A 15,943-nucleotide genomic window follows, 5' to 3' on the forward strand; every position below is an offset into this window, starting at 1 on the left:
GTCGCCTCGTCCCGAGCGGCCGGCGCCGGCGGCGGCCGGACGCGCCGCTCAATCGGGCTGGTAGCGCTCGCGCAGCGCGCGCTTGTCGATCTTCCCGACGCTCGTCTTCTCGATCGCGTCGACGATCAGCAGCCGTTCCGGCACCGCATAGCGCGAGATCAGCCCGCGGTCGGCCACCTGCTTCACATGCGCTTTCAGCTCGTCCGGCCCGACGCGGCCGACCTGCTCGTCGGTCAGGACGACCAGCGCGAGCGGACGCTCGCCCCAGCGCGCATCCTTCACGCCGATCACCGCTGCCTCCCGCACGGCCGGGTGGCGCGACAGGATGTCCTCGAGTTCGAGCGACGACACCCATTCGCCGCCCGTCTTGATCACGTCCTTGATCCGGTCGGTGATCTGCAGCCGGCCGTCGGGATCGATCACGCCGATGTCGTTCGTATGCAGGTAGCCGCCCGCCCACAGCGCGGCCGACGCCTGCGCGTCGCCGAGATAGCCGGGCGTCGCCCACGGCATCCGCACGACGACCTCGCCCGCCGACCGGCCGTCGTGCGGCACGTCGCGACACTGCGCGTCGACGATGCGCAGGTCGACGAGCGGCAACGGCAAGCCCGCCTTCGTCCGGCGCGCGATGTCGTCGTCGGCCGACGCGCCGCCGCCCGCCCGCGGCGGGTCGATCTGCGCGATCGTCATCAGCGGGCAGGTTTCCGACATCCCGTATCCGGTGTAGACCTCGATCCCGCGCGCGAGCGCTGCCCGCGCGAGCCCGTCGGACAGCGGCGAGCCGCCGACGATCACCTTCCACGCCGACAGGTCGGCCGCCGCCGACGCCGGGCTGTCGAGAATCGTCGCGAGCAGCGTCGGCACGCAATGCGAGAACGTTACCGCTTCGCGCGCGATCAGCGCGACCAGTCCGTCCGGCGAATAACGGCCCGGATAGACCTGCTTGAGCCCGAGCGCGGTCGCGATGTAAGGCATCCCCCATGCGTGCACGTGGAACATCGGCGTGATCGGCATGTAGACGTCGTCGCGATGCACGCGGCCGCGATCGCGCGCGCTCGACAACGCCGCCATGCCCGCGAGCGTATGCAGCACGAGCTGGCGATGCGTGAACGCGACGGCCTTCGGCAGGCCGGTGGTGCCCGTCGTGTAGAACGTCGTCGCGCGGGTGTGCTCGTCGAAATCGGGGAACGCGAAATCGGGCGAACCGGCCGCGACGAGCCGCTCGTATTCGTCGGCGAAGCCGTCAGGCAGGTCGATGTCGTCGCCGTCGGCGATCAGCACGACGTGCCGCACCGAGTCGAGCCGGTCGCGCATGCCCGCCAGCAACGGCAGGAAATCGCGGTGAACCAGCACCACGCGTGCACCCGAATGGTCGAGCGTATACAGCAACTGGTCGGGCGACAGCCGGACATTGGCCGTCATCAGCACCGCGCCCATCATCGGAATCGCGTGGTAGCACTCGAGGTAGCGATGGCTGTCCCAATCCAGCACGGCGACGACGTCGCCCGCGCCGACGCCGATCGACGACAGCCCGCTCGCGAGCTGCCCGATGCGATGCCGGAACGCCCAGTAGTCGTGCCGGACGCGGTCGCCGTACACGATCTCCTGCTCGGGCCGCGTCGCCAGCGGCGCGTGAAGCAACTGCTTGATCAGCAGCGGATACGCGTGGGCGGACGGTGCCGGTTCGGCTTGCGGGTACGACGAATTCATGAGTGTCTCCATGGGCAACCGGTCGGGTCGTCGAGCGTGCGGCCACGATACCGGAGCGCCCGGCTTTCGCGTCCCCCCTGTCCGGGGGGAGCCAGCCCTTGTCGAAACCGGCCGCCGGCCGCCCGTGCACGTAACACGGCGATTGGCACGCGATACCCACCCGTTCGGGGAGGCGCTCGCCGCAACACGCCGCTGTAGGATGCATCGCAGCGCGTATCCTTCCCGTGGGGTACCCGCTCACCCGACCGGACATGACCGGAAGGCCGCGCCGCCGACGCGGGATCGCCCTCTCCGGCTCGCGCCCGCCACCTACCCCATCTCCCCAGCAAGGAGCAGCCATGACTTCCGACACGACGCAGATGAGCCGCACGCCGGCACCCGACCCGGCGGAGAACAATGCGTATTTCCCGTCGCCGTATTCGCTGTCGCAGTACACGTCGTCGAAGACGGACTTCGACGGCGCGGATTATCCGAATCCGTACACCGGCGGCAAGTGGAAAGTTCTGATGATCGCGACCGACGAGCGCTACGTCCTGATGACGAACGGCAAGATGTTCTCGACCGGCAATCATCCGGTCGAGATGCTGCTGCCGATGCACCACATGGACAAGGCCGGCTTCGAGATCGACATCGCGACGCTGTCCGGCAATCCGGCCAAGCTCGAACTCTGGGCGATGCCGCGGGACGACGAGGCCGTGCAGAGCACCTACCGCAAGTACCTGCCGAAGCTGAAGACGCCGCTCAAGCTGTCCGACGTGCTCGAACAGCATCCCGGCGCCGATTCGCCGTATATCGCGGTGTTCATTCCCGGCGGCCATGGCGTGCTCGCCGGCATTCCGCACAGCAAGGACGTCAAGCGTACGCTGCGCTGGGCGCTCGACCACGACCGGCACATCGTCACGCTGTGTCACGGGCCCGCATGCCTGCTGTCGGCCGCCGTCGACGAAGATCCGCGCGACTACCCGTTCAAGGACTACGAGATGTGCGTGTTTCCGGATGCGCTCGACACCGGGCCGAACCTCGACATCGGCTACATGCCGGGCCCGCTGCCGTGGCTCGTCGCGCAAAGCCTCGAAAAGCTCGGCGCGCGCGTGCTGAACAAGGACATGACCGGACGCTGCCATCAGGACCGCAAACTGATCACGGGCGACAGCCCGCTCGCGTCGAACGGCGTCGGCAAGCTCGCGGCCGCCGCGCTGCTGAAGGAAGTCGGGCACTGACGGTTTGCCGCCGCCTGGGGCGGCGTCTCGCCGGGGCGTGGCCGCCCGTCTCCAATCGATCGACCTGGCCGTACGGTAGTATGGCGATCCAATGGAACCCCGATGGATCCGAACGAGTGGCCATGCCCGAATTTTCTTCATCTGCCGGCGCCGGCCAAGGCGCGCAAGCGCTCGTCCTCATCGCCGAGGACGAACCCGAGATCGCCGAGATCCTGATCGCCTATTTCGCGCGCAACGGCCTGCGCACCGTGCACGCCGCCGACGGCCGCCGCGCACTCGAACTCCACCTGTCGCTGAAGCCCGACCTCGTGCTGCTCGACGTGCAGATGCCGCACGTCGACGGCTGGAAGGTGCTCGCCGAGATTCGCCATCGCGGCGACACGCCGGTCATCATGCTGACCGCGCTCGACCAGGACATCGACAAGCTGACCGGGCTGCGCATCGGCGCCGACGACTACGTGGTCAAGCCGTTCAACCCCGCCGAAGTCGTCGCGCGCGCGCAGGCCGTGCTGCGCCGGTCGATGGGCGGCGCGCGCCAGGACGAACAGCGCGTGCTGCGCGCGGCGCCGTTCGAGATCGATCTCGCGCACCACGAAGCGACGGTCGAAATCGACGGCACGCGCCGCACGCTCGTGCTGACGCTCACCGAATTCAAGCTGCTCGCGCAGCTCGCGCGCGCGCCGCGCCGCGTGTTCAGCCGCGCCGAGCTGATGGCCACCTGCCTGCCGGAAGGCGATGCGCTGGAGCGCACGGTCGACAGCCACGTGAGCAAGCTGCGCAAGAAACTCGACGATCTCGGCGTCGCGGGCGTGCCGGCAAGCGTGCGCGGCGTCGGCTACAAACTGTGGAGCGGCGAGTGAGACTCGACGGCCTGAGCCGCCAGATCGCGCTGACGATGGGCGCGATCGCCTTCGGCGTCACGGTGCTGATCGTCGTGACGGCCTACGCGTTCTACTACCTGCTGTACCAGTACTCGCCCCAGTCGTTCCAGACGGTGAGCTGGCTGCCGAGCGGGCCGGAGTGGGTGTGGATCATCTCGACCACGCTGGTCGGCCTGTTGATCGCGGTCGTCGTCGCGATCAACCTGTCGCGCCGCATCCTCGTGCCGCTGAATTCGGTGACGGACAGCATCCGCCGCGTCGCGCGCGGCGATCTCGGGGCGCGCGCCGTCGCCGGCGACCGTTCGCTGAAGGAAGCGGCGCTGCTCGCCGACAACTTCAACGCGCTCGCGAGCGAGCTGCAGCGCGTGACCGCCGAGCAAACCTTCTGGAACGCGGCGATCGCGCACGAACTGCGCACGCCCGTGACCGTGCTGCGCGGGCGGCTGCAGGGCCTCGCCGAAGGCGTGTTCACGCCGAGCGACGCGCTGTACCGCAGCCTGCTCGCGCAGGTCGAAGGGCTGACGCGGCTGATCGAGGATCTGCGCGTGGTCAGCCTCGCCGACAGCGGCCACCTGAGCATCGAGATCCGCGACACCGACCTCGCCGCCGAGGTGCGCGCCGTGGTCGACGCGTTCGCGCACGCGCTGCAGGCCGCCGGCCAGCATCCGGAATTCGATCTCGACCCGCGGCGCATGTGCTGCGATCCGGTCCGCATCCGCCAGGCGCTGCTCGCGTTGCTGGAAAACGCACGCCGCCACGCGGTGCCCGGCGCGATCCGGATCCAGACGCGTATCGAGAACGGGATGTGCCGGCTGCGCGTCGAGGACGACGGCCCGGGCATCCCGGCCGAGTTCGCGCCGCACGTGTTCCAGGCATTCCGGCGCGTCGACGAGACGCAACCCGGCGGCACGGGCCTCGGGCTCGCCGTCGTCGCGGCGATCGCGCGCGCGCACCGCGGCGAAGCGCTGTGCGTGCCGACCGGCGCGGGCGGCACGCGGTTCGAGGTGCAGTGGCCCGACGATCTCGTGCCGGCGCCCGACAGCGCGCGCTTCCCGGCGTAGCACGACGCCGTTCCCCGCTCACGCACGCGGTTCGCGCCCGATCTGTTCGAGCGGCGGGCTGAACCCGGCGCCGTGTACGCCATCACGGGCACCGCCCCGCTTCCCGGCCGCGCGCCGCGCGCCCCCGCGCGCGCGGCGCCGGCACGGTCGAATGTCAGCCGCGTGCCGACGGCCACGTAGCGCAATCCCTCCGTTCCTCCCTCGCGCGATCGCCGGCGTCCGTACCGCGCCGAAGCCGCGCGGCTGAAACGGAAATGAACACCTGGGGTTATCGATTGATCCCAAAGATTCATTGGACAGTGTCTCCGCCGCCGCGCGATGCTGGGCCGGCCCGTGAACGCAGCGTCATTGCAACGCCGCGCACGAACATGGAGTGAGACAGATGCCCAACGACCACCGTCAACGGCGCCACACACTGTGGCTGCTGTGCGCGCTTTCATTCATCCTGTACGTCGATCGCGTCAATCTCGCGACCGCCGCCGGCGCGATCAAGGCCGAACTCGGGCTGTCGAATACCGAGCTCGGCATCGCGTTCTCCGCATTCGCGTATTCGTATGCGATCTGCCAGATCGGCGGCGGCTGGATCGCCGACCGGTTCGGCGCCCGCATCACGCTGATCGGCTGCGGGCTGATCTGGGTGGTCTCCACGTTCACGACCGGGCTCGTGCACAGCCTCACGCTGCTGTTCGCCGCGCGCCTGCTGCTCGGCGTCGGCGAAGGCGCGACGCTGCCGGCCCAGGCCCGCGCGATCACGCACTGGTTCCCGCGCGAGCGGCGCGGCGTCGTGCAGGGCTTCACGCACTCCTTCTCGCGGCTCGGCAACGCGGTCACGCCGCCGATCGTCGCCGCGCTGATGACATGGCTGTCGTGGCGCGCCGCGTTCTTCGTGATCGGTGCGGTCACGCTCGTCTGGCTCGCATGGTGGATCGTCGGCTTCCGCGAGCATCCGGTGGGCGACGACGACGGCCGCAGGCGCGCAGCGCGCCGTGCCGCACCGTCCGGCCCGACGCCGTGGGGGCCGCTGTTCCGGCGCATGGCGCCGACCATCTTCGTCTACTTCTGCTACGGCTGGACCGCTTGGCTGTTCTTCACGTGGTTGCCGACCCTCTTCCTGAACGGCCAGGGCTTGAACCTGAAATCGACCGCGTTGTTCGCGTCCGGCGTGTTCTTCGCGGGCGTCGTCGGCGACACGCTCGGCGGCTGGATGTGCGACCGGATCTATCGGAAGACCGGCAATCTCGCGATGTCGCGGCAAAGCGTGATCGTCACGAGCTTCGTCGGCGCGCTCGTCTGCCTGCTGCCGCTCGCGTTCGTGCACTCGACGGCCGGTGTCGCGCTGTGCCTGTCAGGGTCGTTCCTGTGCCTCGAACTGACGATCGGACCGATCTGGGCCGTGCCGAGCGACATCGCGCCGACGCACGCCGGCATCGCGAGCGGGATGATGAACGCCGGCTCCGCGATCTCGGGAATCCTGTCGCCGATCCTGTTCGGCTATCTCGTCGATCGCACGGGCAGCTGGATGGTGCCGTTCATCGGCTCGGTCGCGATGCTGCTGATCGGCATCGTCGCCGCGCTGCGGATTCGCCCGGACCGCGCGCTGTCCGAATCGATACCGGCGCTCGCGGACGCGCCGGCGGCGCCGTCGGCGCACTGAATCCGTTCGCCCTGGTTCGCCTGCCGCGGTCGTCTTGCTGGCGTCGCCGTCACGCTTCACTGCGTTCCGCGATGGTGGGTCGGCTGGGTCGGCTGGGTCGGCTGGGTCGGCTGGGTCGGCCAGCGCGGCTTGATCGGCCTGCTCGGCTTGATCGGCTTGATCGGCTTGATCGGCTTGATCGGCCTGCTCGGCTGATTCGGCTGATTCGGCTGATTCGGCTGATTCGGCTGATTCGGCTGATTCGGTCTGCGCGGCTTGCTCGGCCGACGCGGCTGGCGCGGCTGACTCGGTCGCCTCGGCTGGCAAGCCGCGCCATTACGCGGCGCCGTCATCCTCTGCCCCGTCCCGGTGAAACAGCGCGAGAAACTGCTGCGCGGGAATGCTCAGCGGCCGGTCGCGCCGCACGAGGCTGCCGTACGACGGCAGCTTCTGTTCGAGCGTGTAATCGATGATCGCGACGAGCCCGTGCGCCGCGTTGCGCTGCGCGACCGTCAGCGGAATCACGCCGAGCATCGACGAACGATCGACGAGGTTCATCGTGGTCAGGATCGACCCCGTTTCGACGAGCCCGCGCGGCATCGGCTGGTGACGCGCGCGGAATTCGCGCTCGACGACCTCGCGCGCCGGGCTGCCGGCCGGCTGCAGTATCCACGCGTAATCGAGCAGCGCGTCGAATTCCACGGGCCCCGCGCCCGCGAGCGGATGGTCGCGGCCCGCGATGATCGCGAGCGCCTCGTCGTCGACCACGCGGAAGTCGCAATCGGTCCCGACGTGGCGCCCGATCACCACTTCGAGCACGCCTTCACGCAACTGCGGCATCAGCCGGTCGCTCGTGTCGACCGCGATATCGATCGCGAGCAGCGGATAACGCGCCTTCAACCTCACCAGCGCCTCGGTCAGCCGCCCCGGCGACGCCGCCATGATGCTGCCGATCGCGAGTCGCCCCGCGCTGCCGAGCTGCAGTTCGCCGAGCTCGCGGTTCAGCGCCTCCATGCTGCCGCGGATGCCGCGGAAATAGCCGAGCACGCGCTCGCCGGCCGGGTTCAGCACGAGCCCGCGCCCGATGCGATCGAACAGCCGCTGGCCGAGCGCGCTCTCCAGCTCGGCCAGCATCTTCGTCGCGGCCGGTTGCGTGAGGCCCATCTGCTCGGCCGCGGCACGCAGCGTCGAGCATTCGTCCACGGCCAGCAACAGCGCGATCTGGCGCATGCGCAGCCGGTTCAGCAACTGCGGCGTCGAATCTCGTCGGTCGATCGAGCCCATCTCTGATTACTCCAGGTTATCGATTCATCAAGAGTTTTCAATTTACCGACTCATTCCGTCTACCTAGCATGAACCCCGTAGACGAACGAACGGCCACGTGCCGCTACCGGAGACACCGCATGAACACCCCCTCGTCCACCGCCACCCTGCCCGTCGTCGCGCTGACGCTCGGCGACCCCGCCGGCATCGGCGCCGAACTGATCGCGAAACTGCTCGCCCGCCCCGACGCGACCGCCCGCGCGAATCTCGTGCTGATCGGCGACCGCTGGCTGTGGGAAGCCGGCCAGCGGGTCGCCGGCGTCAGCGTCGACGTCGAGCCCGTCGCGTCGCTGGCCGCCGTGCGCGGCCGGCCGGCGACCGCGCGCGCCGCGTTCGTCGCGGTCGATACGGTCGATCCCGCGCAGGTCAAGGTCGGCCAGGCCGGCGCGCCGGGCGGCCGCTCGACGCTCGCCGTGCTCGACCAGTGCCTGGACGCCGCACTCGCCGGCGACATCGACGCGATCTGCTTCGCGCCGCTGAACAAGTACGCGATGAAGCTCGGCGGCCTCGAACATGACGACGAACTGCACCACTTCGCCGCCGCGCTCGGCGTGACCGGCTACTTCTGCGAATTCAATACGCTCGGCGAGCTGTGGACCGCGCGGATCTCGTCGCATATCCCGCTGAAGAATGCGGCGGCGCAGTTGAGCATCGAACGAATCGAACAGGCGTCCGAACTGATCTACCGGTCGCTGCTCGAGAACGGCGTCACGGCGCCGAAGGTGGCGATCGCCGCGTTCAACCCGCACGGCGGCGACGGCGGCAGCTGCGGCCGCGAGGAAGTCGACATCATCGAGCCGGCGGTGCGCAAGCTGCAGTCGCGCGACTGGCCGACCGACGCACCATTCCACGGCCCGTTCCCGGCCGACACGATCTTCCTGAAGGCGCAGGCCGGCGACTACCAGGCGATCGTCACGATGTACCACGATCAGGGGCAGATCGCGATCAAGCTGCTCGGCTTTTCGCGCGGCGTGACCGTGCAGGGCGGGCTGCCCGTGCCGATCACGACGCCCGCGCACGGCACCGCGTACGACATCGCGGGCCGCGGCACGGCCGACGTCGGCGCGACCTGGCAGGCGCTGCAGATCGCCTGCCGGATGGGCGCCGCGCGCCGCACGCCCACCGTTTCGGCGTGACGTTCGCGCGCCCTTTACACACGACGACATCGATTCCCGGAGACACCATCATGAAAATCCGTTCCGTACGCGCTCGCGTATTCCAGTGGAAAGGCAAGACCGTTCCGCCCCAGGGCAACTTCTGCTCGAATGCGATGGACCTGCTGTACGCGCCGCAGGAAACGATGAGCACGTTCCGCTTCCATGCGTGGACGGTCGTCGAAGTCGAGACCGACGACGGCATCGTCGGCCTCGGCAACGTCGCGCTCGCGCCGCACGTCGCGAAGGTCATCATCGACCAGTACCTCGCGCCGCTCGTGATCGGCCAGGACCCGTGGGACTACGAATACCTGAACCAGCGGATGTACCGCGCAACCCACGCGTGGGGCCGCAAGGGCATCGGCATGGCGGCGATCTCGGCGGTCGACATCGCGATCTGGGACATCCTCGGCAAAAGCGTTGGCAAGCCGGTGTTCAAGCTGCTCGGCGGCCGCACGAAGGAACAGATCCCCTGCTACTACTCGAAGCTGTACCGCACCGACCTGAAGGCGATGCAGGACGAGGCGCAACGCTATCTGGCCGAAGGCTTTCGCGCGTTCAAGATGCGCTTCGGCTACGGGCCCGCGCACGGGCAGCAGGGCGTGACCGAAAACCTGAAATCGGTCGCGGCGATCCGCGAGGTGATCGGCTACGACAACGACCTGATGCTCGAGTGCTACATGGGCTGGAACCTCGAATACGCGAAACGCATCCTGCCGAAGCTCGAGAAGTATCAGCCGCGCTGGCTGGAAGAGCCGGTGATCGCCGACGACATCGACGGCTACGCGGAACTGAACCGGCTGACGCGCATCCCGATTTCCGGCGGCGAGCACGAATTCTCGCTGTACGGCTTCAAGCAACTGCTCGACCGCAAGGCCGTGTCGGTCGTCCAGTACGACACGAATCGCGTCGGCGGGATCACGATGGCGCACAAGATCAACGCGCTGTGCGAGGCGTACAGCGTGCCGGTGATTCCGCATGCGGGCCAGATGCACAACTATCACCTGACGATGAGCACGCTCGCATCGCCGATGAGCGAGTACTTCCCGATGTTCGACGTCGAGGTCGGCAACGAGCTGTTCTATTACATCTTCGACGGCGAGCCGGTGGCCGAGAACGGCTTCCTGCAACTGCGCGACGACGTGCCGGGCCTCGGCCTCACGCTGAAAACGGCGTTCCTCGACCAGTTCGACATCGTCGAGTGAGGCCGGCCATGAACGCGCGCTACCAGGGCGTCTTTCCGGTCGTGCCGACGATCTTCGACGCGCACGGCGCGCTCGATCTCGACGGCCAGCGCCGCTGCATCGATTTCATGATCGATGCCGACTCGCACGGCCTCTGCATCCACGCGAACTATTCCGAGCAGTTCGCGCTCGGCGACGACGAACGCGATCTCATCACCCGCACCACGCTCGAACACGTCGCGGGCCGCGTACCGGTGATCGTCACGACGTCGCATTTCAGCGCGCGGATCTGCGCGGAACGCAACCGGCACGCGCAGGCGCTCGGCGCGGCGATGGTGATGGTGATGCCGCCGTACCATGGCGCGACGTTCCGCGTCTCCGATGGACAGGTGCGCGCGTACTTCCGCGAAGTCGCCGACGGCCTCCACATTCCACTGATGATCCAGGATGCGCCGGCGAGCGGCGTCGCGTTGTCGGCGTCGCTGCTCGCGACGCTCGCGCGCGAGATCGACGCGGTGTCGTACTTCAAGATCGAGACGGCCGGCGCCGCGTCGAAGCTGCGCGAGCTGATCGCGCTCGGCGGCGACGCGATCGAGGGGCCGTGGGACGGCGAGGAAGGCATCACGCTGCTCGCCGATCTCGATGCCGGCGCGACCGGCACGATGACGGGCGGCGGCTATCCGGACGGAATTCGCCGGATCACCGACGCGTATTTCGCCGGACGCCGCGACGATGCATACGACGAGTACGCGCGCTGGCTGCCGCTGATCAACTACGAAAACCGCCAGTCGGGCTTCCTCACCGCGAAGGCGCTGATGAAGGAAGGCGGCGTGATCGCGTGTGACCGGCCGCGCTCGCCGTGGCCCGAGCTGCATCCGCTGGTACGCGCGGGGTTGCTCGACACGGCGCGGCGGCTCGATCCGCTCGTACTGCACTGGGGGCGCTAGACACCGTTTTTGCACCCGCAACGCGCGTGCGTTGCGCATCGGCGTGACGGCGGCCCGACAGAAGGCCGCCGCCGCTCATCGGATGGATGGAGACACCATGAACCTGCTGAACCCCGCTACCCCGGCCTACGACGCCGGCGAAGCCATTCCGCGCCGCCGCTGGCTGCGCGTGATTCCGCCGCTGCTGCTGGCCTGCATCATTTCCTACATGGATCGCGTCAACATCGCGTTCGCGATGCCCGGCGGGATGAACGCCGATCTCGGCATGGACGCGACGATGGCCGGCCTCGCCGGCGGCATCTTCTTCTTCGGCTATCTGTTCCTGCAGATTCCCGGCGGCCGGCGCGCGGCGCTCGGCAGCGGCAAGACCTTCATCGCGTGGTCGCTCGTGAGCTGGGCCGTGCTGTCGGTACTGACCGGGCTCGTCACGCACACGTGGCAGCTGCTGGCGCTGCGCTTCCTGCTCGGCGTGGCAGAAGGTGGGATGCTGCCCGTCGTGCTCACGATGGTCAGCCACTGGTTTCCCGACCGCGAACGCGGCCGCGCGAATGCGATGGTCATCCTGTTCGTGCCGCTCGCCGGCATGATCACCGCGCCGCTGTCCGGCTTCATCCTCGCCGCGTACGACTGGCATCACCTGTTCTACAGCGCGGGCGCGCTGTCGGTGCTGTGTCTCGTCGTCTGGATGCTGTTCGCCGACGACGGCCCGGAGACCGCGCGCTGGGTGTCGCCGCGCGAGAAAGCGTACATCCTCGACGCGTTGCGCGACGAGCAGGAGCGCAAGCGCGCGGCCGGCACGCCGGCGGCCGCATCGTTCGGCGCGCTGCTGCGCCACCCGACGATCTGGCTGCTCATCGCGATCAACTTCTGCTACCAGGCCGGCGTCTACGGCTACACGATGTGGTTGCCGACCCTGCTGAAAAACCTCACGCACGGCGGGATGGGCCGGGTCGGCCTGCTCGCGATGCTGCCGTACGTCGCGATGGTGATCGGGATGCTCGCCACGTCGTATTTGTCTGACCGGACCGGCAAGCGGCGCCTGTTCGTGCTGCTGCCGCTCGTCGCGTTCGCCGCCTGCCTTGCGCTGTCGGTGCTCACGCATGCGTCGATGGCCGTGTCGTTCGCGTTCCTGATCGGATGCGGCTTCTTCCTGCAGGCGGCGGCCGGCGTGTTCTGGGCGATTCCGCCGAAACTCTGCAGCGTCGAGGCGGCCGGCAGCGCACGCGGCCTGATCAACGCGCTCGGCAATCTCGGCGGCTTCTGCGGCCCGTATGCGGTCGGCGTGCTGACGCAGCACGTGAGCGCGGCGGCCGGCGTCTACAGCCTCGCGGCCACGCTCGCGGTGGCCGGCCTGCTCGCGCTGACGCTGCCGAAGCGCTGCGAGGGCTGACCACGACGACACGAGACAGCGAACGACACACCGGAGACCCACCATGAACGACATCCTGCTGCTGGTGCAGAAATGCGCGCACACTTTCAGCTTCTACGACCTCGACACGAAAGCGCCGCTCAAGCACATCGTGCTGCCGAACTTCCCGCATGAATTCACCGTCGACGTGAACGACCGATACGCGTACGTCGGCATTTTCGGGATCGAGACCGCATGGTCGCGCGGCCACGAAGGCGATCACCGGATCGCCGAGATCGATCTCGTCGAGCGCGCCCATACGCGCATGCTCGACCTGTGGCCGTACTACCGGCCGCACGGGATGGCGAGCGACCGCGACGGTCGGCTGTATGCGATGAGCGAGGCACACGACATGCTGCTCGTATTCGACGAGCCGACCCGGCAGCCGGTACCGAACATGGCCGTGCCGTCCGGCGGCGTGAAGACGCACCTCGTGACGCTCACGCGCGACGCGAGCCGCGCGTACGGCGTGCATCTGCTGTCGAACACGGTCACGCAATTCCATCCGCGCGACGCAACGGTCGCGCCGCGCGCGGCGATGCCCGGCCCGCGCCCCGAAGGCAATGCGCTGTCGAGCGACGAGCGCACGCTGTTCGTCGCGAACCGCGGCGACGACACGCTGGTCGAGATCGACACGGAAACGATGACCTGTGGCCGTCGCGTGAAGACGCGCAGCGATCCGAATCGCATCTACCGCACCAGCACGCGGGACGGCCGCGACCTGCTGCTGCTGACCAATTCGGGCGAGCGGTCGATTTCCGTATTCGATGCGCGGCAGCTCGAGGAGATCGAGCGCATCGCGCTGCCCGCGAACCCGACCGCGCTGTCGTTCCATCCGTCGAGGCGCGTCGCGTACGTGTCGTTCCAGGACGACCATGTGCGCGAACTCGACCTCGACGGGTGGCGTTTCGTCGGCGCGCTCCCGACGCTGCGCGAACCCGATGCGTCGTACGTGCTCGCCGGCGCGCTCTGACATGCACGACGAAGCGCCGCCCGGCGGCATGCCCGATGCGCTCGTCGATGCGCATCACCATCTGTGGCGGCTCGATGCGGGCGCGCACTATCCGTGGCTGCAGACGCACTACGATCCGGCGCGCTTCATGTTCGGCGACTACGCGGCGCTGTGCCGCAACTTCGACGTCGACGATTTCCGGCGAGCGGCGCAATGCGCGCCGCTCGTCGCCAGCGTGCATGTCGAGGCCGAACGCGCGCGCGCCGAGGCGCTCGTGGAAACGCGCTGGCTGCATGAGGTCGCGGCCACGCACGCGCTGCCCTCGGCAATCGTCGCGTGGGTCGACCTGTTGGCTCGCGATGCGGACGAACGGCTCGCCGAGCAGGCCGCGTGGCCTCGCGTGCGCGGCGTGCGGTTCAAGCCGCGCACCGCGGCGGCGCCGGATGCATCGATCGACGGGCCGGGCACGCTGCATGATCCGCGCTGGCCGGCCGCACTCGACCGCCTTGCCGCCCACGGTCTGAGCTGGGATCTGCGCGTGCCGTTCTGGCATCTCGGCGACGCGGCCGCGATGCTGACCGATGCGCCCGACGTCGACGTCGTGCTCGAACATGCGGGGCTGCCGTGGGACCGGTCCGAAGCCGGGCTCGCGCGCTGGCGCGGCGGGATGGCGGCGCTCGCCGAGTTGCCGCGCGTGACCGTGAAAATCTCCGAGCTCGGCCTGCGCGATGCGGGGTGGAACGACGCGGACAACGCGCGGATCATCCGCGACACGATCGCGATCTTCGGCTGGCAGCGCTGCCTGTTCGCGAGCAATTTCCCGGTGGCCGGGCTGCGCGTGTCCTATCCCGCGCTGCTGCACACGTTCGCCGGCGCGATCGCGCACCTCGACGGCCCGGCGCGCCGCGCGATCTGGCATGACAACGCGCTGCGGGCGTACCGGATCGCACTCGACGCGCCGCATCAACCCGCGCGCGGGTAGCGCCGGTTTCCCGCCGTTCCGCCTCGTCGGGCCGGCACCGCGCCGCACCCCCACCACCACATTTTGTGCATCGCACGACCGACCCTGAGCAAAAAGTATCGGTTCTCGAACTCTTTTGATGTGGTGATCGCATCGCCCGCGTCACACCATTGTTCCTGCCGTCATCGGCGGCATTCGAACAAGCAGAATCAAGGAGACACGGGTGAACAAGATGCGAATCGTCGCAGCCGGCCTGCTGCTCGGCGCCTGTCTGCCGGGCGTCGCGGCCGCGCAAACCTGCAAGGTGCCGACCCTTCGGGTGCTCGCGCAGAAGAGCCTCGGCCTGTCGGTGATGGAGAAATCGCTGGCCGACTACGAGAAGAAGAGCGGCACCAAGGTCGAGATCAGCTATTTCGGCGAGAACGATCGCCGCGCGAAATCGCGGCTCGACGCGTCGACCGGCGCGGGTTCCTACCAGATCTACTACGTCGACGAGGCGAACGTCGCCGAATTCGCGTCGGCCAACTGGATCGTGCCGCTCCTCAAGTACTACCCGAAGGACTACGACTACGACGACTTCCTGCCCGGCCGCCGCGCGGTCGCGAGCTACAACGGCGTCGCGTACTTCGCGCCGCTGATCGGCGGCGGCGACTTCCTGTTCTACCGCCGCGACCTGCTCGACGCCGCGCACATCCCGGTGCCGAAGACGCTCGACCAGCTCGTCGCCGCGATCAAGAAGCTGAACGCGCCGCCGAAGGTGTACGGCTGGGTCGCGCGCGGCCAGCGCGGCTCGGGAATGAACGTGTGGCGCTGGTCGCCGTTCATGCTCGGCATGGGCGGCACGTGGACCGACAAGGGCGGCCAGCCCGCGTTCGACTCGCCGGCCGCGGTGAAGGCCACGCAACTCTACAGCGACCTGTTCAAGTACGCGCCGCCCGGCTCGGCGACCTACGACTGGAGCAACGCGCTCGAAGCGTTCCGCTCGGGCAAGGTCGCGTTCATGATCGAATCGACGCCGTTCGCCGACTGGATGGAAGATGCGAGCAAGTCGAGCGTGGCCGGCAAGGTCGGCTACACGCGCCCGCCCGCGCCGCTGCCGTCGGCCGCATACGGCCACGGCTTCGCGATCTCGGCGGTCGGCGCGAAGGACGACTGCACGCGGACGGCCGCCGGCCGCTTCATCGCATGGGCGACCAGCAAGGACCAGGAACAGGCGCGGCTGCGCAACGGCGTGTTCAGCGACTACAACCGTTCGAGCACGATCGGCAGCCCGTACTTCAAGCAGCACGTCGCGCCGCAGATCCAGGCCGGACTGAACGACACGAACCCCGTCACGCAGGTGACGATCTGGCGCACGCCGCAGTGGCCGGATATCGGCGACAACCTCGGCATCGCGCTCGAACAGGTGTTCACCGGCACGCAGACGGATATCCGCGGCACGCTCGACGATGCGGACCAGTACGCGAAGGACGCGCTCGAACATGGCGCTCGCAAATGACGGCGCCGGCG

13 protein-coding genes are annotated in these 15,943 nt (G+C 68.6%); 11 read left to right on the forward strand and 2 right to left on the reverse strand.

What is annotated here, in order from left to right; translation table 11 throughout:
- Positions 1-48 precede the first annotated feature (48 nt).
- Positions 49-1,710, reverse strand: coding sequence for a fatty acid--CoA ligase (locus tag C5F75_RS30620; RefSeq protein ID WP_181035498.1), 1,662 nt, complete (start codon positions 1,708-1,710; stop codon positions 49-51).
- A 338-nt stretch (positions 1,711-2,048) separates the two neighbouring features.
- Here C5F75_RS30620 and hchA point away from each other — a divergent pair, with 338 nt between their 5' ends.
- The 4 genes from hchA to C5F75_RS30640 all read left to right on the forward strand — a co-directional run bounded on the left by hchA (position 2,049) and on the right by C5F75_RS30640 (position 6,526).
- On the forward strand, positions 2,049-2,930 hold the full coding sequence (hchA, locus tag C5F75_RS30625) for a glyoxalase III HchA (RefSeq protein ID WP_059574780.1): 882 nt from the start codon (positions 2,049-2,051) through the stop codon (positions 2,928-2,930).
- A gap of 122 nt (positions 2,931-3,052) precedes the next feature.
- The gene (locus C5F75_RS30630; protein ID WP_099318167.1) at positions 3,053-3,790 is read left to right on the forward strand and encodes a response regulator; all 738 of its coding nucleotides are present in this window, start codon (positions 3,053-3,055) and stop codon (positions 3,788-3,790) included.
- A complete protein-coding gene (locus tag C5F75_RS30635; RefSeq protein ID WP_104013215.1) occupies positions 3,787-4,872 on the forward strand; it encodes an ATP-binding protein in 1,086 nt (361 codons plus the stop codon). Before C5F75_RS30630 ends, C5F75_RS30635 begins: the two co-directional genes overlap by 4 nt.
- Before the next feature lie 382 nt (positions 4,873-5,254).
- Complete coding sequence (locus C5F75_RS30640; RefSeq protein ID WP_104013216.1) at positions 5,255-6,526, forward strand: MFS transporter; 1,272 nt, start codon at positions 5,255-5,257, stop codon at positions 6,524-6,526.
- Positions 6,527-6,841: 315 nt separating this feature from the next.
- Here C5F75_RS30640 and C5F75_RS30650 read toward each other — a convergent pair whose 3' ends face one another.
- A complete protein-coding gene (locus C5F75_RS30650; protein ID WP_099318166.1) occupies positions 6,842-7,789 on the reverse strand; it encodes a LysR family transcriptional regulator in 948 nt (315 codons plus the stop codon).
- A 119-nt stretch (positions 7,790-7,908) separates the two neighbouring features.
- Here C5F75_RS30650 and C5F75_RS30655 point away from each other — a divergent pair, with 119 nt between their 5' ends.
- From C5F75_RS30655 to C5F75_RS30685, 7 genes are all read left to right on the forward strand, one after another.
- The gene (locus C5F75_RS30655; RefSeq protein ID WP_104013217.1) at positions 7,909-8,964 is read left to right on the forward strand and encodes a 4-hydroxythreonine-4-phosphate dehydrogenase PdxA; all 1,056 of its coding nucleotides are present in this window, start codon (positions 7,909-7,911) and stop codon (positions 8,962-8,964) included.
- 50 nt (positions 8,965-9,014) lie between these two features.
- Positions 9,015-10,187, forward strand: coding sequence for an L-rhamnonate dehydratase (locus tag C5F75_RS30660; protein WP_104013218.1), 1,173 nt, complete (start codon positions 9,015-9,017; stop codon positions 10,185-10,187).
- Between the two features lie 8 nt (positions 10,188-10,195).
- Positions 10,196-11,113, forward strand: coding sequence for a dihydrodipicolinate synthase family protein (locus C5F75_RS30665; protein WP_104013219.1), 918 nt, complete (start codon positions 10,196-10,198; stop codon positions 11,111-11,113).
- A gap of 97 nt (positions 11,114-11,210) precedes the next feature.
- On the forward strand, positions 11,211-12,503 hold the full coding sequence (locus C5F75_RS30670; RefSeq protein ID WP_059574796.1) for an MFS transporter: 1,293 nt from the start codon (positions 11,211-11,213) through the stop codon (positions 12,501-12,503).
- 43 nt (positions 12,504-12,546) lie between these two features.
- Entirely contained in the window at positions 12,547-13,494 is a 948-nt protein-coding gene (locus C5F75_RS30675) for a YncE family protein (protein ID WP_104013220.1), read from the forward strand.
- A 1-nt stretch (position 13,495) separates the two neighbouring features.
- Positions 13,496-14,455, forward strand: a complete 960-nt coding sequence (locus C5F75_RS30680; protein WP_104013221.1) for an amidohydrolase family protein — start codon at positions 13,496-13,498, stop codon at positions 14,453-14,455.
- Positions 14,456-14,666: 211 nt separating this feature from the next.
- Entirely contained in the window at positions 14,667-15,932 is a 1,266-nt protein-coding gene (locus C5F75_RS30685) for an ABC transporter substrate-binding protein (RefSeq protein WP_264160034.1), read from the forward strand.
- The last annotated feature ends 11 nt before the right edge of the window (positions 15,933-15,943 follow it).

The sequence above is a fragment of the Burkholderia anthinoferrum genome (assembly GCF_002925705.1).
Taxonomy (GTDB): domain Bacteria; phylum Pseudomonadota; class Gammaproteobacteria; order Burkholderiales; family Burkholderiaceae; genus Burkholderia; species Burkholderia semiarida.